At 72.3% G+C, this 20677-nt stretch carries 20 protein-coding genes; 14 read left to right on the top strand and 6 right to left on the bottom strand.

Annotated features, from left to right (window positions below; all coding sequences use genetic code 11):
- The first annotated feature begins 31 nt into the window (after positions 1-31).
- From ACWGH0_RS06380 to ACWGH0_RS06365, 4 genes are all read left to right on the top strand, one after another.
- Positions 32-1831 carry an ABC-F family ATP-binding cassette domain-containing protein gene (locus tag ACWGH0_RS06380; RefSeq protein WP_453402989.1) on the top strand — a complete coding sequence of 600 codons (1800 nt, stop codon included), beginning with the start codon at positions 32-34 and terminating at the stop codon, positions 1829-1831.
- Positions 1832-2061: 230 nt separating this feature from the next.
- Positions 2062-3882 carry an outer membrane protein assembly factor BamB family protein gene (locus ACWGH0_RS06375; protein WP_453402988.1) on the top strand — a complete coding sequence of 607 codons (1821 nt, stop codon included), beginning with the start codon at positions 2062-2064 and terminating at the stop codon, positions 3880-3882.
- 68 nt (positions 3883-3950) lie between these two features.
- Positions 3951-5729: an outer membrane protein assembly factor BamB family protein gene (locus ACWGH0_RS06370; protein WP_453402987.1), complete on the top strand. Its 1779-nt coding sequence runs from the start codon at positions 3951-3953 to the stop codon at positions 5727-5729.
- A gap of 221 nt (positions 5730-5950) precedes the next feature.
- On the top strand, positions 5951-6622 hold the full coding sequence (locus ACWGH0_RS06365; RefSeq protein WP_453402986.1) for a response regulator transcription factor: 672 nt from the start codon (positions 5951-5953) through the stop codon (positions 6620-6622).
- Between the two features lie 41 nt (positions 6623-6663).
- Here ACWGH0_RS06365 and ACWGH0_RS06360 read toward each other — a convergent pair whose 3' ends face one another.
- Both ACWGH0_RS06360 and ACWGH0_RS06355 read right to left on the bottom strand, forming a co-directional pair.
- On the bottom strand, positions 6664-6942 hold the full coding sequence (locus tag ACWGH0_RS06360) for a hypothetical protein (protein ID WP_453402985.1): 279 nt from the start codon (positions 6940-6942) through the stop codon (positions 6664-6666).
- A gap of 14 nt (positions 6943-6956) precedes the next feature.
- On the bottom strand, positions 6957-8627 hold the full coding sequence (locus ACWGH0_RS06355; RefSeq protein ID WP_453403013.1) for a sodium:solute symporter family protein: 1671 nt from the start codon (positions 8625-8627) through the stop codon (positions 6957-6959).
- A gap of 190 nt (positions 8628-8817) precedes the next feature.
- Here ACWGH0_RS06355 and galT point away from each other — a divergent pair, with 190 nt between their 5' ends.
- The 3 genes from galT to galK are packed head-to-tail and all read left to right on the top strand — an operon-like array spanning position 8818 to position 11986.
- The gene (galT, locus tag ACWGH0_RS06350; RefSeq protein WP_453402984.1) at positions 8818-9864 is read left to right on the top strand and encodes a galactose-1-phosphate uridylyltransferase; all 1047 of its coding nucleotides are present in this window, start codon (positions 8818-8820) and stop codon (positions 9862-9864) included.
- On the top strand, positions 9861-10832 hold the full coding sequence (galE, locus tag ACWGH0_RS06345) for a UDP-glucose 4-epimerase GalE (protein WP_453402983.1): 972 nt from the start codon (positions 9861-9863) through the stop codon (positions 10830-10832). Before galT ends, galE begins: the two co-directional genes overlap by 4 nt.
- On the top strand, positions 10829-11986 hold the full coding sequence (gene galK / locus ACWGH0_RS06340) for a galactokinase (protein WP_453402982.1): 1158 nt from the start codon (positions 10829-10831) through the stop codon (positions 11984-11986). The genes galE and galK overlap by 4 nt, the downstream gene beginning before the upstream one ends.
- Positions 11987-12047: 61 nt before the next feature.
- Here galK and ACWGH0_RS06335 read toward each other — a convergent pair whose 3' ends face one another.
- Positions 12048-12494, bottom strand: a complete 447-nt coding sequence (locus tag ACWGH0_RS06335; protein ID WP_453402981.1) for a GNAT family N-acetyltransferase — start codon at positions 12492-12494, stop codon at positions 12048-12050.
- Between the two features lie 278 nt (positions 12495-12772).
- On the opposite strand from ACWGH0_RS06335, the gene ACWGH0_RS06330 reads away from it, so the two are divergent.
- Complete coding sequence (locus tag ACWGH0_RS06330; RefSeq protein WP_453403012.1) at positions 12773-13540, top strand: helix-turn-helix transcriptional regulator; 768 nt, start codon at positions 12773-12775, stop codon at positions 13538-13540.
- On the opposite strand, the gene tamR is transcribed toward ACWGH0_RS06330, so the two are convergent.
- Complete coding sequence (tamR, locus tag ACWGH0_RS06325; RefSeq protein ID WP_453402980.1) at positions 13499-13996, bottom strand: MarR family transcriptional regulator TamR; 498 nt, start codon at positions 13994-13996, stop codon at positions 13499-13501. The two genes, ACWGH0_RS06330 and tamR, sit on opposite strands and share 42 nt — an antisense overlap.
- A gap of 89 nt (positions 13997-14085) precedes the next feature.
- On the opposite strand from tamR, the gene ACWGH0_RS06320 reads away from it, so the two are divergent.
- The 6 genes from ACWGH0_RS06320 to ACWGH0_RS06295 all read left to right on the top strand — a co-directional run bounded on the left by ACWGH0_RS06320 (position 14086) and on the right by ACWGH0_RS06295 (position 18896).
- A complete protein-coding gene (locus tag ACWGH0_RS06320) occupies positions 14086-14880 on the top strand; it encodes a trans-aconitate 2-methyltransferase (protein WP_453402979.1) in 795 nt (264 codons plus the stop codon).
- Positions 14881-15022: 142 nt separating this feature from the next.
- Positions 15023-15214, top strand: coding sequence for a hypothetical protein (locus tag ACWGH0_RS06315; protein ID WP_453402978.1), 192 nt, complete (start codon positions 15023-15025; stop codon positions 15212-15214).
- A 13-nt stretch (positions 15215-15227) separates the two neighbouring features.
- The gene (locus ACWGH0_RS06310) at positions 15228-15935 is read left to right on the top strand and encodes a hypothetical protein (RefSeq protein WP_453402977.1); all 708 of its coding nucleotides are present in this window, start codon (positions 15228-15230) and stop codon (positions 15933-15935) included.
- Entirely contained in the window at positions 15932-16891 is a 960-nt protein-coding gene (locus ACWGH0_RS06305) for a DUF6895 family protein (protein ID WP_453402976.1), read from the top strand. The genes ACWGH0_RS06310 and ACWGH0_RS06305 overlap by 4 nt, the downstream gene beginning before the upstream one ends.
- Entirely contained in the window at positions 16888-17814 is a 927-nt protein-coding gene (locus ACWGH0_RS06300; RefSeq protein ID WP_453402975.1) for a DUF6895 family protein, read from the top strand. Before ACWGH0_RS06305 ends, ACWGH0_RS06300 begins: the two co-directional genes overlap by 4 nt.
- Positions 17811-18896, top strand: a complete 1086-nt coding sequence (locus tag ACWGH0_RS06295; protein ID WP_453402974.1) for a serine hydrolase domain-containing protein — start codon at positions 17811-17813, stop codon at positions 18894-18896. The genes ACWGH0_RS06300 and ACWGH0_RS06295 overlap by 4 nt, the downstream gene beginning before the upstream one ends.
- Positions 18897-18914: 18 nt before the next feature.
- Here the strand turns inward: ACWGH0_RS06295 and ACWGH0_RS06290 are convergent, their stop codons facing one another.
- Positions 18915-19604, bottom strand: coding sequence for a TetR family transcriptional regulator (locus ACWGH0_RS06290; protein ID WP_453402973.1), 690 nt, complete (start codon positions 19602-19604; stop codon positions 18915-18917).
- On the bottom strand, positions 19601-20584 hold the full coding sequence (locus tag ACWGH0_RS06285) for an acyl-CoA desaturase (RefSeq protein WP_453402972.1): 984 nt from the start codon (positions 20582-20584) through the stop codon (positions 19601-19603). The genes ACWGH0_RS06290 and ACWGH0_RS06285 overlap by 4 nt, the downstream gene beginning before the upstream one ends.
- Positions 20585-20677: the final 93 nt, after the last annotated feature.

Raw genomic sequence — 20677 nt, 5'->3', positions numbered from 1 at the left:
TGTCCCTTTCCCGTCCCTGGAGCGCGCACCCATGGCCGTCAACCTGGTCAATGTCGAGGCAGTCAGCAAGGTGTACGGCACCCGTGCCCTGCTCGACGGCGTGTCCCTCGGCGTGTCGGAGGGCGACCGGATCGGCGTCGTCGGCCGCAACGGCGACGGCAAGACGACCCTCATCCGGATGCTCGCGAAGCTGGAGGAGGCCGACAGCGGCCGCATCACGCACAACGGCGGCCTGCGCCTCGGCGTCCTCACCCAGCACGACTCGCTCGACCCCGCCGCGACCGTCCGCCAGGAGATCATCGGCGACCTCGCGGACCACGAGTGGGCCGGCACGGCCAAGATCCGCGACGTACTGAACGGCCTGTTCGGCGGGCTCTCCCTGCCCGGCTTCGAGCACGGCCTCGAAACCGTCATCGGACCGCTGTCGGGCGGTGAGCGCCGCCGTATCGCGCTCGCCAAGCTGCTCATCGAGGAGCAGGACCTGCTGGTCCTCGACGAGCCCACCAACCACCTCGACGTCGAGGGCATCGCCTGGCTCGCCCAGCACCTTCAGGCCCGCCGCTCCGCGCTCGTCTGCGTCACCCACGACCGCTGGTTCCTCGACCAGGTCTGCACCCGCATGTGGGACGTGCAGCGCGGAGCCGTGCACGAGTACGAGGGCGGCTACTCCGACTACGTCTTCGCGCGCGCCGAGCGCGAGCGCATCGCCGCCACCGAGGAGACCAAGCGGCAGAACCTGGTCCGCAAGGAGCTGGCGTGGCTGCGGCGCGGCGCGCCCGCCCGTACGTCGAAGCCGCGCTTCCGCGTGGAGGCGGCCAACGAGCTCATCGCCGACGTGCCGCCGCCGCGCGACACCTCCGAGCTGATGAAGTTCGCCAACTCCCGGCTCGGCAAGACGGTCTTCGACCTCGAGGACGTCACCGTCCAGGCCGGGCCGAAGGTGCTGCTCAAGCACCTGACGTGGCAGCTCGGCCCCGGCGACCGCGTCGGTCTCGTCGGCGTGAACGGCGCGGGCAAGACGTCGCTGCTGCGTGTCCTCGCCGAGGCGTCGCGCACCCAGGGCGACGCCCAGCCGGTCGCCGGCAAGGTCGTCGTCGGCCGGACGGTGAAGCTCGCGTACCTCTCGCAGGAGGTCGGCGAACTCGACCCGAAGCTGCGCGTGCTCGAAGCCGTCCAGCGCGTACGGGACCGGGTCGACCTCGGCAAGGGCCGCGAGATGACGGCGGGCCAGCTCTGCGAGCAGTTCGGGTTCACCAAGGAGAAGCAGTGGACGCCCGTCGGCGACCTGTCCGGCGGTGAGCGGCGGCGGCTCCAGATCCTGCGGCTGCTGATGGACGAGCCGAACGTGCTGTTCCTCGACGAGCCGACCAACGACCTGGACATCGAGACGCTGACGCAGCTGGAGGACCTGCTCGACGGCTGGCCGGGTTCGATGGTCGTCATCTCCCACGACCGGTTCTTCATCGAGCGGACCACGGACAAGGTGTACGCGCTGCTGGGCGACCAGACGCTGCGCAACCTGCCGCGCGGGATCGACGAGTACCTGGAGCGCAGGCAGCAGGCCATCGACGCGGCGGCCCCCGCGCCCGCCCCGGCCGCGCCCGCGAAGAAGAAGGCGTCGGGCGACGCGCGCGCCGCCCAGAAGGAGATGCAGAAGATCGAGCGCCAGCTCGGCAAGCTCTCCGACAAGGAGACGAAACTGCACGCCCAAATCGCGGACAACGCCACCGACTTCGAGAAGGTGGCCCTGCTCGACGCGGAGCTGCGCGAACTCGTCGCGGGGCGCGACGAGCTGGAGATGCGCTGGATGGAACTCGCCGAGGACGCGTAGACGTTGCGTGAAGCCGCATAACGAGCGCGTCACGGCCCGGTCCTCCCTTGGGAACAGGGGCGGGCCGGGCCCTCGTTCACGAGGGCCCGGGTGATAGAAAGAAGCCCCGCTCGACTGTCGTAGAACTGCGGGGCTCAAGCCCGATTCGCTCCTTTCCGGGGGAGTTACGCCGCCCGGAATTGCGGGGGAGACCGAACGGGCGGCGGTCTCGTGTGAAGAGGTAAGCGCTGATGTCTCAGCCGCCCAACCAGCCGCCGCAGGGCGGCTTCGGAGCCCCCCAGGACCCCCGGCAGCAGCCGCCCCAGCCGCCTGCCCAGCCGCCGCAGATGCCGCCGGCCCCGCCGGCCGGACCGCCGCAGCAGCCTCCGGCGCAGCCCGGTTACGGCTACCCGCAGGCACCGCCGCAGGCGCCCCAGCCCGGGTACGGCTACCCGGGCCAGCCGGGCCAGCAGCCCGGCCAGGCGGGCCCGTACGGCCAGCCGCAGCCCGGACCGTACGGTCAGCAGGCGGGCCCCTACGGCCAGCAGCCCGGCCCGTACGGCCAGCAGCAGCCGGGCCCCTACGGCGGTTACCCGGGCGCGCCCGCGCCCGGCAACGGCGGCGGCGGCTCCTTCAAGGGCAAGCCCGCCGTCATCATCGGCGCGGCCCTCGCCGCGCTCCTCGTCGTCGTCGGCGGCGTCTACATCGCCACCAGCGGCGAGGACGGCGGCAAGAAGAAGCGGCCCGTCGCCGGGAACACCAACGACGGCAAGCAGGGCGGCGGACTGCCCACCGGCGACACCGGCGGCGACCCCACCGGCGACCGCGACGCGGGCGACGACCTCAACGCCGGCCGCCAGTCGGGCGAGTCCAAGGTGCTGTGGCTCCAGAAGAACGACGTGGACCTGCCGCGCAACGGCGCCGACGTGTACGGCCCGTGGTTCACCGACGGCCTCGTCGTCAAGGCGATGTACAAGAAGGTCGCCGCCTACGACACGACCAGCGGCAAGGAGAAGTGGAACCTTCCGCTCTCCACCCAGATCTGCGCGGCGCCCGTCAGGGCCGCCGAGGACGGCAAGATCGTCATCGGCGTCAAGGACGGCACCACCGACAAGGCCAAGTGCAGCCAGTTGCAGATGGTCGACCTCAAGACCGGCAAGGCGGGCTGGAAGGCCGAGGTGAAGAAGGAGGGCCTGTTCGACCTCCTCTCCGACATCACGATCGCCATCAGCGGCAACACCGTCACCGCCGGCCGCACCGGTCACTCCACCGCCTACAGCCTGAAGGACGGCAAGGTCCTGTGGAGCAAGCTCCCCGGTGAGTGCCAGCCGTACGCCTTCACCAGCAGCGCCAAGCTGATCGCCGCAGCCGCCTGCTCCACCGGCGAGGCCGCCAAGAACCACGAGCGGATCCAGGAGCACGACCCGGCCACCGGCAAGGTCAAGTGGAGCTACCCGCTCGCCAAGGGCTGGCAGGTCGACCGGGTCTACTCCGTCTCCCCGCTCGTCGTGTCCGTGCAGGAGCGCGCGAAGAAGACGTGGAGCGTCATCGCCCTGACCGACAAGGGCAAGCTGCGCTCGGAGATCGACGGCGGCACGGACAAGTTCCAGCCCCAGTGCGGCGGCAGCTTCGTCATCTTCGGCCGCAACCTCGAAGGCTGCTCCGGCGTCGCCGCCGACGCGAACTCCTTCTACATGGCGACCGCCGAGAAGTCGAGCGGCCTGGAGCGCAGCAACGAGGTCGTCGCCTTCAACCTCGACACCGGCAAGCCGAAGTGGCGCTCCAAGGGCGAGCGCCCCATGATGCCGCTGAAGATGGAGGGCGGCGAGGTCCTGGTGCACATGGACGCCTCGTACGACAAGGCCGGCGCGCTCGCGACCATCGCCCCCTCGGGCGGCAAGCCGAAGACGCTGATGCAGAACCCGCAGTCGACCGCCGAGATCGAGAACGGCTTCTTCAGCACGAAGATCGCCTACGAGGGCGGCCGGCTGTACGTCGTCGCCTCCCGCGTCAGCGCCTCCAACGACGAGGAGGAGAAGGAGACGAAGACCATGATGGTCTTCGGCAAGTGACGGCCGGTGACTGAGTTCCGGGTCCTTCCCCCCGTCTTCGACTCCCCTTCTCCCGAGGTACGCACGCCATGACGCAGCCACCGCCCCCGCCGCCGAACGAGCCCCCGCAGGGCGGGTTCGGCGCCCCGACGCCCCCGCCCGCGGGCGGCTTCGGCGCCCCGACCCCGCCGGCCGACCAGCCGGGCTACGGCTACCCGCAGACGCCCCCGCCCCAGCAGCCCGGCTACGGCTACCCGGCGCAGCCCGGTCAGCCCGCCCAGCCGGGCCAGCAGCCCGGTTACGGCTACCCGGGCCAGCCCGGCCAGCCCGGCCAGCCCGGGCCGTACGGGCAGCAGCAGCCGTACGGTCAGCAGCAGCCCCCGTACGGCTACCCGCAGGGCATGCCCCCGCAGGGCGGCGGCGGTGGCAAGAAGATGAACAGCACCACGGCCATCGTCGTCGCGGCGGTGGTCGCGGTGGCGCTGATCGTCGGCGGCGGCGTCTGGTACGCGTCCGGCGACGGAGGCGGCGACGACCCGGCCCGGAACACCACCGCCGGGTCCACCGGCGGTGGCGGCGGTGGCGGCGGGGACGCCAAGCCCGCCCCCGACGGCGCGGGCAAGGAGGAGAAGCCGGCCAACACCGGCGCCAAGGTCCTCTTCCAGCTGCCCGCGCCGAAGGTGACGGACTCGGTCGCCTCGGTCAACGGCTCCTGGATCACCGACAAGGCGTACGTCAAGAGCGGTCTCAACGAGGTCGTGGGCCACGACCTCGACAAGGGCACCGAGCTGTGGTCGATCCCCCTGACGGGTCAGGTCTGCGCGGCCTCGCCGCACGTCACCGACGACAACAGGACCGCCGTCCTCTTCGCGGGACCGATGCCCTCGGGCGCGACGTACGCGCCGTGCACCGAGGTCGGCGTGATCGACATCGGCACCGGCAAGCTGGTGTGGCAGAAGTCGGTCAAGGACGGCGACGACAAGATCACCTTCAGTGAGATCACGATCGGCGGCGACGCGGTCGGCGTCGGCGGCACCCGTGGCGGCGCCGCCTTCGACGTCGCCACCGGCAAGGTCCGCTGGCAGCCGAAGCCCAACGCGGAGCAGTGCCGCGACGTCGGCTACGCCGGTGGCGAGGCCCTCGCCACCGTGCGCAGCTGCGGATCGATCAGCGCCCCGCAGCTGTCCGTCGAGTACCTGAACCCGAAGACCGGCGCGCCGCTGGCCAAGTACAAGATGCCCAGCGGCGTCGACCAGGCCAGCATCGTCTCCACCAAGCCCCTGGTCGCCGCCGCCGACGTCGGTGACACCGCGGGCGACGGCAGCGGCGTGACCGACTTCTTCTCCATCGACGAGAAGACCGGCAAGCTGCGCGCCAGGATCGCGGCGGACGCCGAGAAGTACGCGCCGAGGTGCCGGGACACCGAGGGCTGCACCAAGGTCGTCGTCGGCAACGGCAGGATCTACCTGCCGACCGAGGAGCACGAGGGCGGCGGCGAGGGCGGCCGGACGAACGAGATCGTCTCGTTCGACCTCGCCACCGGCAAGCTGACCAGCGACCGCGCCGACGCGGGCGACCGCTACACGATGCACCCCGTCCGGATGGACGGCGGCAACGTCATCGCCTACAAGTACCCGCCGTACGACAAGGGCGGCCAGGTCGTGAGCATCGACGGCGGTTCCTTCCAGCAGACGCTGCTGCTGGAGGCCCCGGCCGAACGGGCGGTGCGGGACGTGGCGACGAGCTTCACGGTGGACTCCGCCGAGTTCCGGTACGCCGACGGGCGCCTGTTCATGGCGACGCGCCTGATGGGCCAGGAACGCCCCGGCTACAAGCGGTACCTGGCGATCGGCTTCGGCGCGCGCTGACGCGTCCGGCGCACGGGTCGCGACGGCCCCGGCAGTGGAACTCCACTGCCGGGGCCGTCCCTTTCCCACACCGGCCCGGCAAGTAGTCCTGAATCGCGTGGAATTCGACAATCCGAGGGGCTTCTCACCGGTAGGGGGCGCGCAACCTCGAACAAGCGTGTAGCTTGCCGGGTCAGGAGGGCCGGGGGGCCAGCTCAGGGGCAGGGTTATGGGGGGTTTGCATGGGCGTGCGGCTCATGGTGGTCGACGACCACCGATTGCTGGCCGAGGCGCTCGCATCGGCGCTCAAGCTGCGCGGGCACCGGGTGCTCGCGTCGGCCGCCCCGACCTCGGGAGCGGCCGAACTGGTCGTCAGCAGGGCCCCCGAGGTCTGCCTCTTCGGTACGGCGGCCCCCGCCGAGGCGGGGGTGTTCGACCCCATCGTCCGGATCAAGCGGGAGCGGCCGCAGGTGGCGGTCGTCGTCCTCGGCCCGGTGCCGAGCCCGCGCGGCATCGCCGCCGCTTTCGCCGCCGGAGCGTCCGGGTACGTGCGCCACGACGAGCGCATCGAGGGTGTCGAGCGCGCCATGGTCAAGGCGCGCGCGGGGGAGGCCGCGGTGGCGCCGCAACTCCTCCAGGGCGCGTTCGCCGAGCTGCTGAACCCGGCGGCGCAGCCCGACGACGAGGGCCGGCGGCTGCTGCGGATGCTGACGCCCCGCGAGGTCGAGGTCCTGATGCGGGTCGCGGACGGCGAGGACACCCGGCTGATCGCGGCCGGCATGGGCATCGCGCCGAGCACCGCCCGTACGCACGTCCAGCGGGTCCTGATGAAGCTCGGCGTCGGATCCCGTCTGGAGGCGGCGGCGCTCGCGGCCCGCACGGGCCTGCTGGACCGGGCGGCACAGGAGGGCTGACCCCGGACCTCGGGGACAGCCCTCCGGGCGGGCGGGACCGGTTACTCGCCGGGCTCCGCCGCGGGCGGGGCGAGCGGGCGCAGCTTCAGCCAGACCAGGAAGAAGAGGCCGAGCGCCAGCATGGCGAGGCCCGTCCACAGGTTGATGTTGACGTCCTGCGCCTTCTTCAGATCCGCGTCGGACGCGGTGATGCCGGCGATCGTGACGATCACGCCGTAGACGGCGAACAGGCCGCCGATGATGCGCCGGATGTCGAACAGGCGGGCCGCCGTGGCGGACTTGCGCTCCAGCTCGGAGACTTCGTGATGCAACTCGGACATGTTCTGGCCTCCGGTCAGAAGGAGTACGGGACGTAGCACAGGGCGGCGATGACGATCGCGCCCCAGCCGAGCAGGGCGGGCTTGCGGTACCACGCGTCGTCGCCCTCGGCGGGCGGCTCCTCGAGACCCGGGGAGCGCGTGCCGTACACCAGGCCCGCCAGCTCCGCCTCCGGCTTCGGCGCGGTGAAGAGGGTGACGACGACCATGACGACCGCTCCGGCGACGAAACCGACGATCGCGGAGACGAAGTTGGCGCCCTGGTCGGTCGGTATCGCGACGATGCCCTGCTTGTAGATCCAGAAGTAGTTCACCATCGCCGCGCCGGTGCCCGCGACCAGGCCCCAGACGCCGGACTTCATCGAGGCGCGCTTCCAGAACATGCCGATGACGAAGACCACGAACATCGGGACGTTGAAGAAGGAGAAGAGCGTCTGGAGGTAGCTCATGATGTTGGAGAAGCTGGCCGCGATGAACGCCGTGCCGATGGAGGCCAGCACGCCGATCGCCGTGATCAGCCGGCCGAAGCGCAGGTAGTACGCGTCGTCGCGGCCCGGCTTCACGTACTTCGCCCAGATGTCGCTCGTGAAGACGGTGTTGAACGACGACACGTTCGCCGCCATGCCCGCCATGAACGCGGCCAGCAGACCGGTCACCGCGATGCCCAGCACCCCGTTCGGCAGCAGCTCCTGCATGAGCAGCGGAATGGCGTCGTTGTACGTCAGGTCCGATCCCGCGGTGCCGATCTTCGGCACGAGCACGGCGGCGACCAGGCCCGGGATCATCACCAGGAACACGATGAAGATCTTGGGGAACGCGGCGATCAGCGGGGTGCGCCTGGCGGCGGAGAGGTTCTTCGCGGACAGGGCGCGCTGCACCTCGGCGAAGTTGGTCGTCCAGTAACCGAAGGACAGGACGAAGCCGAGCCCGAGGACGATCGTCAGCCAGTTGGCGCCGAGCGGGTTGGCGTCGCCTATGCCCGTGCCGCCCCAGGCGGTGAGGAAGTCGCCGCCGTGGCTCTTCTCCAGCGAGCCGGTCAGGCCGTCCCAGCCGCCGGCCCGCTTCAGGCCGAGCACGGTGAGCGGGATGAGGGCGGCGAGGATCACGAAGAACTGGAGCACCTCGTTGTAGATGGCCGAGGACAGCCCGCCGACCGTGATGTACGCGAGCACGAAGAAGCCGGCGACGACGATCGACACCCACTGCGGCCAGCCGAGCAGCGCCTCGACGACGATCGACAGGGCGTAGAGGTTCACACCGGCGATGAGGATGGCCGCGAAGGCGAAGAGGACCGAGCTCAGCAGGTGCGCCGGCCTGTCGAAGCGCTGGAGGAGGAACTCGGGGACCGACCGGACCTTCGAGCCGTAGTAGAACGGCATCATCACCAGGCCGAGGAAGACCATGGCGGGTATGGCGCCGATCCAGTACCAGTGGACGACGGCCACGCCGTACTGCGCGCCGGTGGCGGCCATGCCGAGGATCTCGGTGGCCCCCAGGTTGGCGGCGACGAACGCGAGACCGGTGACCCAGGCCGGCAGCGACCGGCCCGAGAGGAAGAAGTCGAGGCTGGTCTTCACGCTGGCCCGGGCGGCGAACCCGATGCCCAGGACCACGGCGAAGTAGATCGCCAGAATCGTGTAGTCGAGCCCGTTGGTGGGGAGCCGTAGCCCTTCGGCCAGGTAGTGCATGGAGACCTGCTTCGTCTTCGTCGAGGACACGATCGAGACGGAACCTACGCCTCCGGGTAGCGAAACTGAATACTTATGATGGTGTTCTTTGTTTGATTGTGATGGAGCGCCGCGTGACCGGCCGTTGACTGTGCTGTTGGCTCGTGGTTAGTTGTGTTTGGTTATGTTGGATGGTGGTGAGGAGCCGCGCGTGAAGAAGACGTCGACCCGGCTGGCCGACGGCCGGGAGCTGCTCTACTACGACGCACGGGACGACGCCGTGCGCGACGCCGTGGACCCACGCCCCCTCGACCCGGTCGCCACCACCTCGCAGATCCGCCGCGACCCCCTGCTCGGCGACCACGTCGCCATCGCCTCGCACCGCCAGGGCCGCACCTACCACCCGCCCGCCGACGAGTGCCCGCTGTGCCCGTCCCGCGCGGGCCGGCACAGCGAGATCCCGGCCGCCGCCTACGACGTGGCCGTCTTCGAGAACCGCTTCCCCTCACTCGCCGGGGACGCCGGACGCTGCGAGGTGGTCTGCTTCACCTCGGACCACGACGCCTCCTTCGCCGACCTCACCGAGGAGCGCGCCGGTCTCGTCTTGGAGGCGTGGACCGACAGGACGAGGGAGCTGGCCGGGCTGCCGGGCGTACGGCAGGTGTTCTGCTTCGAGAACCGGGGCGTCGAGATCGGCGTCACCCTCGGCCACCCGCACGGCCAGATCTACGCCTACCCCTTCGTCACCCCGCGCACGGAGCTGATGCTCCGCTCCGTGGCCGCGCACCGGGCCGGGACCGGGCGCAACCTCTTCGACGACGTCGTGGCGCGCGAGCGCGCCGAGGGCGCCCGGGTCGTCCTGGAGGCCGAGCACTGGGTGGCCTTCGTGCCGTACGCCGCGCACTGGCCGTACGAGGTGCACCTCTACCCGAAGCGCCGCGTGCGCGACCTGCCGGCCCTCGACGACGACGCGCGCGCGGAGTTCCCGCGCGTCTACCTGGAACTCCTGCGCAGGTTCGACAGGATCTTCGGCCCCGGCGAGCCGCCGACGCCGTACATCTCCGCGTGGCACCAGGCACCGTTCGGCCCCTCGGACTTCGCACCCGAGTTCGGGCTGCACCTCGAGCTCTTCACCGTCCGACGTACTTCGGGAAAGCTGAAGTTTCTCGCGGGTTCCGAATCCGGCATGAATGTGTTCATCAACGATGTGCCGCCGGAGGCCGCGGCAGCGCGACTGCGAGAGGTAGCGAGCGAGTGAGTCAGCACAAGTACTTGGTCACCGGTGGCGCGGGGTACGTCGGCAGCGTGGTCGCCGCCCACCTCCTGGAGGCCGGCCACGAGGTGACCGTCCTCGACGACCTCTCCACCGGCTTCCGCGAGGGCGTCCCGGCCGGCGCCGCCTTCGTCGAGGGCCGCGTCCAGGACGCCGCGCGCTGGCTGGACCCCTCGTACGACGGCGTCCTGCACTTCGCCGCGTTCTCGCAGGTCGGCGAGTCCGTCGCCGACCCCGAGAAGTACTGGACGAACAACGTCGGCGGGACGATGGCGCTGCTCGCCGCGATGCGCGACGCGGGCGTGCGCAAGCTCGTCTTCTCCTCGACGGCGGCGACGTACGGGGAGCCGGTCTCCACTCCCATCACGGAGGCCGCGCCCACCGCGCCGACCAGTCCCTACGGCGCCTCCAAGCTGGCCGTCGACCACATGATCAGCGGCGAGAGCACCGCCCACGGGCTCGCGGCCGTCTCGCTGCGCTACTTCAACGTCGCGGGCGCCTACGGCGACTGCGGCGAGCGCCACGACCCCGAGTCGCACCTCATCCCGCTCGTCCTCCAGGTCGCGCAGGGCCGGCGCGAGTCGATCGCGGTGTACGGCGACGACTACCCGACCCCCGACGGCACCTGCGTCCGCGACTACATCCACGTCGCCGACCTCGCCGAGGCCCACCTGCTGGCCCTGGAGGCGGCCGAGCCGGGCGCCCACCTGATCTGCAACCTCGGCAACGGCAACGGCTTCTCCGTCCGCGAGGTCGTGGAGACCGTGCGCGAGGTCACCGGGCACCCGATCCCCGAGACCCCCGCGCCGCGCCGGGCCGGCGACCCCGCCGTGCTCGTCGCCTCCGCCGAGACGGCGCGCGAGAAGCTCGGCTGGAAGCCGTCCCGCGCGGACCTCGCGGGCATCGTCGCGGACGCCTGGGCGTTCGCCCGCAGGGAGGAACGGGACGCATGACCGACGCGGAAGCCGTCGCACGGGCGTTCGCCGCGCTGTACGGCGCCGAGCCCGACGGAGTGTGGGCCGCGCCCGGCCGGGTCAACCTCATCGGCGAGTACACCGACTTCAACGACGGCTTCGTGATGCCGCTCGCCCTGCCCCACACGGCCGTCGCGGCGGTCGCCCGGCGCGACGACGGCGTCCTGCGGCTGCACTCGGCGGACGTCGAAGGCGGCGTCGTCCGGCTCCGCGTCGACGCGCTCGCGCCGCCGCTCGCCGACGGCGGGTGGGCGGCGTACCCGGCCGGTGTGGTGTGGGCCCTGCGCGAGGCGGGACACGCCGTCGGGGGCGCGGACCTGCACCTCGCGTCGACGGTCCCGACGGGCGCCGGACTCTCGTCGTCCGCCGCCCTGGAAGTGGTCACGGCGCTGGCCCTGAACGACCTGTACGCGCTGGGGCTCTCCGGGGCCGAGCTGGCGGTGATCGCGCAACGCGCCGAGAACGCGTTCGTCGGCGTGCCCTGCGGGATCATGGACCAGACGGCGTCGGCCTGCTGCACCCAGGGCCACGCCCTGCACCTGGACACCCGCGACCTCGCGCGCCGCCAGGTCCCCTTCGACCTGGCCGCGCACGGCCTGGAACTCCTGGTCGTCGACACGCGCGTCCAGCACGCGCTGGGCGACGGCGCGTACGCCGAACGGCGTGAGGGATGCGAGGCGGGAGCCCGGGCCCTGGGGGTGGCGGCGCTGCGCGACGTGCCCCACGACGGGCTGGCACAGGTGCTTGCGTCGCTGGACGACGAGCGGATACGCCGCTACGTGCGCCACGTCGTGACCGAGAACCACCGCGTGGAGCGGGTGATCGCCCACCTGGACGACGGCGCGCCGCGCGCGGTGGGCCCGCTGCTCACCGAGGGCCACGCGTCCCTCCGCGACGACCTGCGGGTCTCGTGCGCGGAGCTGGACCTCGTGGTGGAGACGGCGAACGCGGCGGGGGCGCTGGGGGCGCGGATGACCGGGGGCGGCTTCGGCGGCTCGGCGATCGTCCTGGTGGAGTCGCCGGCGTCGGACACCGTCGCCAAGTCGGTCCGGGCGGCGTTCGAGGCGGCCGGTCTCACCGCGCCCCGCGTCTTCCCCGCCGTACCGTCCCGGGGCGCGCACCGCTCGGCGTGAGGCGGCCCCGCACGGCCGCCGCCCGGTGCGACCGGGGCCGAGCGGGGGCCGCGGCGCCCGCTCAGCCCAGCCGCTTCGTGAGGATGTACTCCGTCACCCCCGGCGGGTAGTCCTCGACGCGGCCGGCGACCTCGTAGCCCAGCTTCCGGTAGAACTCCGGCGCCTGGAAGTCCCACGTCTCCAGCCGGGCGTAGCGGCAGCCCCGTTCCTCGCGGGCCGCCGACTCCGCCCGCGCCAGCAGTCGGGACCCCAGCCCCGCCCCCCGGTGCGCGTCGGCCACCCACAGCAGTTGCACGTGCAGCCAGTGGCCCCAGGTGAAACCGTCGAGCCCGGCCGCCAGTTCGCCGCTCGCGGCGTCCAACGCCCACACCTGGAGCGGGACTTCGTCCTCCGCCGGGGTTCCCCGCAGGGCGGCCATCGCCGCCGAGCGTCCGGCGTTGCTGTCGTCCAGCCGTTCACCCAGCACAGCGCGTCGTTCTTTGTCGACTTCTGTCTCAATACGAAACATGAGCCTCACCTTAAACACCGCAGCCCATCAGTTCTGTGAATAACCTTCCGCTCCCCGCCCCCGCCCGTACGCTGAAGCAGAGCGCCGGTGGGGGCCGGTGCTCGATCAGGGGGCGAGACGGTCGGGTACGTCGTCCGGGTGCGGGGGCAGTGGTCAGTGCGTCACGGCGGCGGCCGTACGGCTGACACACCCCGCCCCGGGCGCCGTACCCGCACACGGTCCGCCTCCCCGGGGGTCCAGGGGGGACCGCTCGGGACCTACGCGGCATGGGGGTGTCTGTGGCTCGTATCCGGGTACTGGTGGTGGACGATCACCGCATCTTCGCCGAGTCGCTCGCCGCGGCCCTCGCGGCCGAGCCGGACGTCGACGTGGCCGCGGCGGGCAGCGGCCCGGCCGCCCTGCGCGCGCTGGAGCGGGCGGCGGCGGAAGCGCGCGGGTTCGACGTGATGCTCGTCGACGCCGACCTCGGCGCCGCCGCCGCGCCGCCCGCCCGCGCCGTCGAGGTGCCCGAGCAGGGCGGGGACGGCCCGGTGGACGGCATATCCCTGGTGGCGGGCGTACGGACCGGGCAGCTCGCCGTCCGCTCCGTCGTACTGGCGGAGAAGGACGACCCGCGTCGCGCCGCCCTCGCCCTCCAGGCCGGGGCCGCCGGCTGGGTGGCCAAGGACTGCTCGCTGCAACGCCTGCTGGCCGTGATCCGCGGCGTGCTGCGCGACGAGACGCACCTGCCGCCCGCCCTTCTCACCGGCGTGCTGCGGGAGTTGACGGCGGCCCGCAAGCACCGCACGGAGAGCGAGCGGCTGGTGGAGTCGCTGACTCCGCGCGAGCGCGAGGTGCTGCGCTGCATGGTGGCCGGACTCGGCCGCAAGGCCGTGGCCGAACGGCTCTTCCTCTCCCCGCACACCGTCCGCACGCACATGCAGAACGTGCTGGGCAAGCTCGGCGTCCACTCGACGCTCGCCGCCGTCGCCCTCGCGCGCCGGGCGGGCGTCGGCCCGGCGGACCTAGCCCGGGATGTTGTCGAACGGGGCGGTCAACTGGCGTAGCAGACCGGCCAGTTCGCCGCGCTGCGCCCGCGAGAGCTCACTGAGGATCGCCCGCTCCTGCGCCAGCAGCCCGGCGAGCGCCTGGTCCGCGCGGTCGCGGCCCTCGGCCGTGAGCCGTACGAGCACGCCGCGCCGGTCGCTGGGGTCGGGCAGCCGCTCGACGAGCCCCTTCTTGGCGAGCCGGTCGATGCGGTTGGTCATGGTGCCCGAGGTGACCAGGGTCTGCGTCAGGAGCTGGCCCGGCGAGAGCTGGTACGGGTCGCCGGCGCGCCGCAGCGACGTCAGCACGTCGAACTCCCACGGCTCCAGCTGATGCTCCGAGAAGGCGATGCGGCGGGCGCGGTCGAGGTGGCGGGCGAGTCTGGAGACGCGGCTGAGCACCTCGAGTGGTTCCACGTCGAGGTCGGGGCGCTCGCGGCGCCATGCAGCGACCAGTCGGTCGACCTCGTCCTCCATGCCGGTCAGTGTAGTTGGTCTGTCGACATGAAGTCTCTTGGCGTCGAGTCTCTTGACATCAAGATACTTACGGGGCGAGGCTGCGGCACATGACCCTACGACCGATCTGGGACCCCGCTCAGTACCTCCGCCACGCCGGCCACCGCACCCGGCCCTTCGTCGACCTCCTGGCCCGCGTCGACGCCCCCGCCCCCGCCCGCGTCGCCGACCTCGGCTGCGGCGCCGGCGACGGCACCGCGCTGCTCGCGGACCGCTGGCCCGCCGCCCGCGTCACCGGCTACGACAACGCGCCCGAGATGCTGGCGCGGGCCCGGGCGCACGCCCGCCCCGGCCTCGACTTCGCCCTCGCCGACGCCGCGGCCTGGGCGCCGGGCCCCTCGACGTACGACGTGATCGTCTCCAACGCCCTGCTCCAGTGGGTCCCGGGCCACGCCGACCGGCTCCCGGCCTGGCTGGACGCCCTCACTCCCGGCGGAACCCTCGCCTTCCAGGTGCCGGGCAACTTCTCCGCCCCCAGCCACACCCTCCTGGCCGCCCTGCGCGACTCCCCGCGCTGGCGCGGCCGTCTGGGCGGGGTGGGCGCAGCGGCCGTGCTGGAGCCGGAGGAGTATCTCGCCCGCCTCGCCGCGCCGGGCTGCGAGGCCGACGTGTGGGAGACGACGTACCTCCATGTCCTGCGGGGCGAGGACCCCGTACTGGACTGGATGAAGGGCACGGCCCTGCGGCCGGTGCTCACCGCCCTCGCGGACGATCCGGAGGCGGGCGCGGCGTTCGTCGCGCAGTACGCCGAGGCGCTGCGCGCCGCGTATCCGGCGGGCCCGCACGGCACGGTGTTCCCCTTCCGGCGCGTCTTCGCCGTCGCCCGGAAGAGGGCGTCCGGCTGAGCTGGCCGGCGGTCAGACGGCAGCTGTTGTGTCGTCAACCAACGGTGTTTTCCCGCCCTCACCTCGCCGTTTTCTACCATTTGCAAGCAAATGGGGCCCATGCAACGCTGGTTATTCAGCCGCAACAAGAGGAGATGGTCCCATGATCATGGACCGCACTTCCCACGTCGAGACCGCAGCGCTGAGCGCCGAAGTCGAGGGGCTGCTGGACTCCGCGGAGCCAGAGGGCGTCTTCCGCGACACCCGTGAGTGCAAGGGCGCGTTCCTGCTCGCACTCCTGCTTCTCGGCTCACCGCCCACCCCCCGTCCGAAGACGGACCCCAAGGCCCGTTGAGGAGGAGGAAGCGTTGGCTGAACGAGCGCAGGGAGCGGACACCGTTCCGCTGAGCGCCGTGGTCGCCGATGCCGCGAACGGAGTCGTCCTCGCCCTCCGGGGCGGGGGCGACCCCTACGCGCTGTCCGCCCTGCTGCGGCAGGGCGACGCGCTGGCGTCAGCGGCGATCCGGGTGCTGGGCGCGGACGCGCTCGCACCGTACGCGCTGGACCACCGGGCAGCACCCGGTGGTGAGAACGACGAAGCGGTCGTCCGGGAGGCCCTGGCCGCCTACCCGCCGGGCCCCGGCGCCTCGGCCGTGTCGGTCTGGAGCTACCGGGGCCTGGTCGAGGCGTCGCACGCCTTCCTGCCCGGGGGCGCCGGCCGCTTTCCCCCGGCGCCGCGGGCCACCGCGGCCTGGGTGGGCGACGACCCGTGGCCGAAGCTCTCCCACCGGGTCTCGCAACTCGCCGCCCTCGCCCTGCCCGGCCTCGCGCAGGACCTGGCCGACGCGCTGGCGCCGCGCACCGACGACCTCGCGCGCGGGTTCGTCCGCGCCGTACGCCGCAGGGACTGGCTCCAGTCCGCCGGCCTCGGGCGGTGGCTGGCCCGGCTGCCCGGCGTACCGCCGACCCTGGGGCTCGACACCGGACTCGCGTTCGTCCGGCAGATGAGCGACGGCGATCCGCGGGTGGCGCTCCACGTCGTGGCCGCACGCCAGTTCTACGGACGGGGTGGGTGAGCGGCGACCGGGCCGCCCCGGCGCCGCTGCTCGACCGTGTGGTCGCAGACGCCCTGGGGTGGCTGGACGCGGCGCGCGGAGACTTCCGCCTCCCCCCGAACGTCACCACCGACGCCGACCCCAACCTCACCCTCAAACCCCTCGGTGAACTGGCCGAACTGTCGTACCTCATCAGCACGTCGCACCCCCGCGACGACCTGCGCCGGGTCGCCGCCGGGCTGTTCGGCTTCGCCTGGGCCGAGACGCGCGACGGGCGGCTGTTCGCCGAACTCGTCCGCGGCGAGCCGCACGCCACCTACCCGGTGGAGATCTACGGCGTCTTCGCCCAGGCCGGGCTCCGCGACCCGGCCGTCGACCGGCTCCTCGCGGCGACGACCGCGCTGCGCGGCTGGCGCGTGGCGCGCGAGGACCACACCCGTACGCTCGGCGTGCTCAACGCGGAGCGCCGGATCGGCCTGCCGCCCCACGCCGACTTCACGACGGCGCTCGGCCTCACCCACCTCGGCCTGATGCCCGAGCCGTGGGCGCTGGACCGCAAGGGGGCGTACGGCCTCACCCACGACGTCTTCCACCTCACCGACTGGGGCCGGGCCCCTGGCAGGCTGTCCCCGGCGCACGCCGACTACCTGCGGTTGTGGCTCCCGTCCTGGCTGGAGAACTGGCTGGACGAGCAACTGTGGGACCTGGCGGCCGAGTTGCTCGCCGTGAGCGCCTGCGTGCCCGCCGCCCCGTACGACGCGGTGGCCTGGCAGCGGCTGGCCGCCGCGCAGGAGGCCGACGGCCGCGTACCCGACCTTGGGGCGGGCCCGGCCCCCGGGGACCGCGCCGCGACCTTCTCGTCCTGCTACCACTCCACCCTGGCGACCGCCTTCGCCGGCACCCTCACCCGCATCGCGCTGGATGCGACCGGGGACGGGGCGCCGGCGCCGGTCCACGAAAGCGAGGTGGCCCCATGACAGCCGCGACCGCGACCGCCCCTCCCGCGCTGCTGCACGGCGTCGGAGACCGCGCCCTGATGTGGCTCGACGCGCACCGCGAACAGTTCCGGCTGACCGACGAGGACCGCGCCACCGGCCGGGGCGTCGTCGAACGGCTCAAACCGATCGGCGAGTTGGCCGTCAACATGCGGGTCCTGTTCCGCGAGGGCGTGGCCGGCTCGCGCCAGCACGCCCGCGCCGGGCAGCTCCTCGACTTCACCTGGCGCGAGCTCCTGGACGGCGGCAACGTACTGGCCGCACTCCAGCACGACGAACCCTTCTCCCCGGTGCCCCTGGAGATCTACTCGACCTTCCACGAACTGGGCTTCCGCCACCCGGGGCTCGAAGCGGCCGTCGAGGTCTGCCGCCGCACCCTCACCTGGCCGGCTCTCGACATGGTGCCCAACCGGCGGCTCAGCGTGCTGAACGCCGAACGCAGGATCGGCCTGACGCCGAGCGGCGACTTCGACGACGCCGTGAGCCGGACCTGGCTGAGCCGGCTCCCCGAACCGTGGACGGTGCAGTACCACATCGCGTACGACATCACGCACACCGTCTTCCACCTCACCGACTGGGGGGCCGAGCCCGGCCGCATCCCCCCGCGCACGGCCGAGTACCTCACGCTCTACCTGCCCGCCTGGACCGAGGATTGGGCCGACCTCGAACACTGGGACCTGCTCGGCGAACTCCTCGTCGTCGACACCTGCCTGCCCCGGCCCGCCCTCGACGCGCGGGTGTGGGAGCGGTACGCCGCCGCGCAGAGCGACGACGGCGCGATGCCCCTCCAGCACGGGATGCCCGACGGAGACGCCGACGACGTCTTCGACGTCGTCCACCACCCCACCCTGGTCGCCGCGTTCGCCTCCGCGATGGCCACCTCCCGTGCGATGTCCGCCACGTGACCAGCCGCCTCGCGGCGGCCCCCACGCCCGACGCCGCCCTCGCACTGCGCCTCGCGGACGCGGTCACCGCGATCGACGCCCCCGACGTGGTGCTCGCGGTCACCCGCCACGGCCGGCGCACCACCATCAGCGGCGGCAACGCCGCCGCCCCCGCCGTGCCGCGCCACGCACTGCGCTACGAACTCGGCTCGGTCAGCAAGACGTTCACCGTCCTGCTCCTCGCCGCCCTCGCGCGCTCCGGCGCACTCGGCCTCGACGACCCGCTCGCCGCCCACCTGCCGGGACTGCCCCTGCGCCACCCCGCCGCACGCCGCATCACCCTGCGCCACCTGGCCACCCACACGGCGGGCCTGCCGCGCATCCCCGGCGACCTGATCCCCAGCGCCCTGCTCCACCCGTACACCGACGCCTACGCCACGTACGACACCGAGCGCCTCCTGCGCACCTTCGCCCGCACCCGGCCCCACCACGACCCCGGCACCCGCTGGCGCTACTCGAACTTCGGCGTCGCGCTGCTGGGCCCCGTCATGGCCCGGGCCACGGGCGTCGACTGCCCCGCGCTGCTCGCCCGCCACGTGCTGCGCCCGCTGGGGATGACGCGGACCACGCTGGGACCCGGCGACCCCGCGACGACCGCCGTCGGACACCGCAGGAACGGGAGCACGCCCGTGCCCGGGATCGGCATGGGCCCGTTCGTGGCCGCGGGCGCCGTACGCTCCACCCCCGGCGACCTGCTCACCTACCTGGAAGCACACCTGGCGGCGTCCGGCCCCCGGCTCCCGGGAACCGGCGACGTCCCGCTGCGCGGGGCGCTGCGGGACGTCCAGGTGCCGCAGCTGCGCCGGGGGCCGCGCCACCGCGACACGCACACCCTGACGTGGTTCCACCACCCGGGGCCCGGCGGCCCGCTGCTGTTCCACGCCGGGGCCACCTTCGGCCAGCAGGCGTTCCTCGGCTTCCACCCCGCCACGGGGACCGGCGTCGCCGCGCTGGCGACCCGCCGGGGCGACAGGTGCCGCCTGGTGGAGACGGCGTACGGGCTGCTGTACGGCCTCGCCGCCGGCCCCGCGGACCGAGGCTGAGGCGGCGGGGCGCCGCCGTCAGCTCTTCCTGTGGCCTATGAGGCGGGGCTTGGCCTCCAGGTTCTCCAGGCCGTGCCAGCACAGGTTCACCAGGTGCGCCGCGACCTCCGCCTTCTTCGGCTTGCGCACGTCGAGCCACCACTGGCCCGTGAGCGCCACCATGCCGACCAGGGCCTGGGCGTACAGCGGGGCCAGCTTGGGGTCGAAACCGCGGGCCTTGAACTCCAGGCCCAGGATGTCCTCGACCTGGGTGGCGATGTCGCTGATCAGCGAGGCGAAGGAACCCGTGGACTGCGCCACGGGGGAGTCGCGGACCAGGATGCGGAAGCCGTCCGTGTACGTCTCGATGTAGTCCAGCAGGACGAACGCGGCCTGTTCGAGCAGCTCACGCGGATGCCCGGCCGTCAGCGCGCCCGTGACCATGTCGAGCAGGCGGCCCATCTCCCGGTCGACCACGACGGCGTACAGGCCCTCCTTGCCGCCGAAGTGCTCGTACACCACCGGCTTGGAGACTCCGGCCTTCGCCGCGATCTCCTCCACCGACGTGCCCTCGAAGCCCTTCTCGGCGAAGAGGGTGCGGCCGATGTCCAGCAGCTGTTCGCGGCGCTCCTTGCCGGTCATGCGGACGCGACGGGCCCGCCGGCTCGGTGTGGGCCTGCTCTTCTCGCTGTTCGTACTGCTGCCGTCGATCGCCACATCACCCATCATGCCGCTTCGGCGGGCTCACTTTTGCGCCGGGAGTCGATACGTTCGGCGCTCGGCCACCGGACGTCGTACGCCCAGCCGGCCTTCTCGAACCAGCGGATCAGGCGGGCGCTGGAGTCGATCTGCCCCCGCATCACGCCGTGGCGGGCCGACGTGGGGTCGGCGTGGTGCAGGTTGTGCCAGGACTCGCCGCAGGACAGCACGGCCAGCCACCAGACGTTGCCCGACTTGTCGCGCGACTTGAACGGGCGCTTGCCCACGGCGTGGCAGATGGAGTTGATCGACCACGTCACGTGGTGCAGCAGGGCCACGCGCACCAGGGAGCCCCAGAAGAACGCCGTGAAGGCGCCCCACCACGACATCGTGACCAGACCGCCGACCAGCGGCGGGATGGCCAGGGACAGGATCGTCCAGTAGGCGAAGTCACGCGAGATGCGGCGCAGGGCCGGGTCCTTGATCAGGTCCGGGGCGTACTTCTCCTGCGAGGTCTGCTCCTCGTCGAACATCCATGCGATGTGTGCCCACCACAGGCCCTTCATCAGCGCCGGGAGGGTCTCGCCGAACCGCCAGGGGGAGTGGGGGTCCCCTTCGGCGTCCGAGAACTTGTGGTGCTTGCGGTGGTCCGCGACCCAGCGGACCAGCGGCCCCTCGACGGCCATCGAGCCCATCACCGCGAGCGCGATGCGCAGCGGACGCCTGGCCTTGAAGGAACCATGGGTGAAGTAGCGGTGGAAGCCGATCGTGATGCCGTGGCACCCGAGGTAGTACATGAAGACCATCAGGCCCAGATCGAGCCAGCTCACACCCCAGCCCCAGGCCAGCGGCACGGCCGCCAGCAGGGCCAGGAAGGGCACGGTGATGAACAGCAGGAGCGCGATCTGCTCGATGGAGCGCTTGGACTCCCCGCCGCGGGTCGCGGAGGGGGCCGATGTGTCGCCGCCCGCCTCGCGGGCGTCGTCGAGCACGTCGGAACGAGTGGTCATGGGGTCCCCTGGGGGGTGAGGGATGTGTCGGAAGCACAGGCCGTAAAAGCTCTGGCTACGGATGCGTAACCTACGGCGACGTAAGTATGGCAG

It is taken from the genome of Streptomyces sp. NPDC054887 (assembly GCF_053610585.1).
The sequence above is the reverse complement of the archived record's forward strand: the minus strand, read 5'-3'. Positions and strand labels throughout refer to the sequence as shown.